1 protein-coding gene is annotated in these 1,373 nt (G+C 61.7%); it reads left to right on the plus strand.

Annotation, left to right across the window (positions count from 1 at the left end; all coding sequences use genetic code 11):
• A partial coding sequence (locus IB272_RS34425) for an ISNCY family transposase (RefSeq protein ID WP_192445887.1) occupies nt 1-1,356 on the plus strand: 1,356 nt, incomplete at its 5' end.
• Nucleotides 1,357-1,373 lie beyond the last annotated feature (17 nt).

The raw sequence follows: 1,373 nt of genomic DNA on the forward strand, positions 1-1,373 counted from the left end.
AGCGAGCGCGATCTGCAGCGGATTGAGGTTTTGTCGAAGGTGATCGCCGGACGCATGACGTTGGTGTCGGCGGCACATGTGCTTGAGCTGAGCACCCGCCAGGTTCGCCGGTTGCTGGAGCGGATCAGCACTGGCGGTGCGGCGTCGATCCGGCACCAGGCGATCGGCCGGCCATCGAACAACCGGATCTGCGACGGCGTACGCGATTACGCCATGACGATCGTGCACGAGCGTTATGCCGACTTTGGTCCGACGCTGGCGGCCGAGAAGCTTGCGGAGCGTGATGGTCTGACGGTGTCGCGCGAGACCTTGCGCCAATGGATGTCGGAGGCCGGCTTGTGGCTGTCGCGCAAGCAGCGACGGACGTTCCATCAGCCGCGGCTGCGGCGCGAGGCCTACGGCGAGTTGGTTCAGATCGACGGTTCCGAGCATCGCTGGTTCGAAGATCGCGGCGATCCATGTTCATTGCTGGTGTTCATCGATGATGCGACCGGCAAGCTGATGCAGTTGCGGTTTGTGCGCTCGGAAAGTGCGTTCAGCTATTTCGAGGCGCTGGAACTCTATCTGAAGGCGCATGGTGCTCCCGTCGCCTTCTATTCCGACAAGCATTCGGTGTTCCGGGTTGCGAAGAAGGATGCCAAGGGCGGCCAAGGCATGACCCAGTTCGGGCGTGCACTTTGCGAGTTAAACATCGAGATTCTTTGCGCAAACTCGAGTCAAGCCAAGGGCCGGGTCGAGCGGATGAACCGGACGCTACAGGACCGGTTGATTAAGGATCTGCGTCTGGAGGGCGTCTGCGGCATGGACGACGGCAACGCTTTCCTGCCTCGGTTCATGGAGCGCTATAACCGCCAGTTTGCCATTCCCCCTGCCCGATCTGATGATCTGCATCGGCCGCTGAACCTTGCCCCGGATCGGCTGCGCGACGTGCTATGCAAACGTGAGCAGCGTTATGTCGGTGCCCAGTTGACGTTTTCGTACGAGCGCCAGCGGATCATGCTGGAAGAGACCGAGGTGACGCGCGGGCTGGTCGGTCGCTATGTCGAGACCTACGCGCTTGCCGACGGCAGGCTGGATGTGCGTTGGAAGGGGCATTCCCTACCCTACCGGGTGTTCGACAAGGACCAGCGGGTGACGCATGCGGCGATCACCGAGAACAAGCGGCTCGGTGAACTCCTGACCTACATCAAGGAACGTCAGGAGCAGCAGACGAAGCCCGCCGTGAAGACGAACAGCGAGAAGAACGGCTACGTTCGACGCGCGCGCGGTCCGGGACGTCGGAAGGATTTCATGAACGATCCTGCGGTCATTGCCCGGCGGCGACAGGCGCTCTCTGACCTCGATGCGGCGGAATGACCGGCTGCTTCAACTGT

It is taken from the genome of Ensifer sp. ENS08, from assembly GCF_014852195.1.
GTDB lineage: Bacteria > Pseudomonadota > Alphaproteobacteria > Rhizobiales > Rhizobiaceae > Ensifer > Ensifer adhaerens.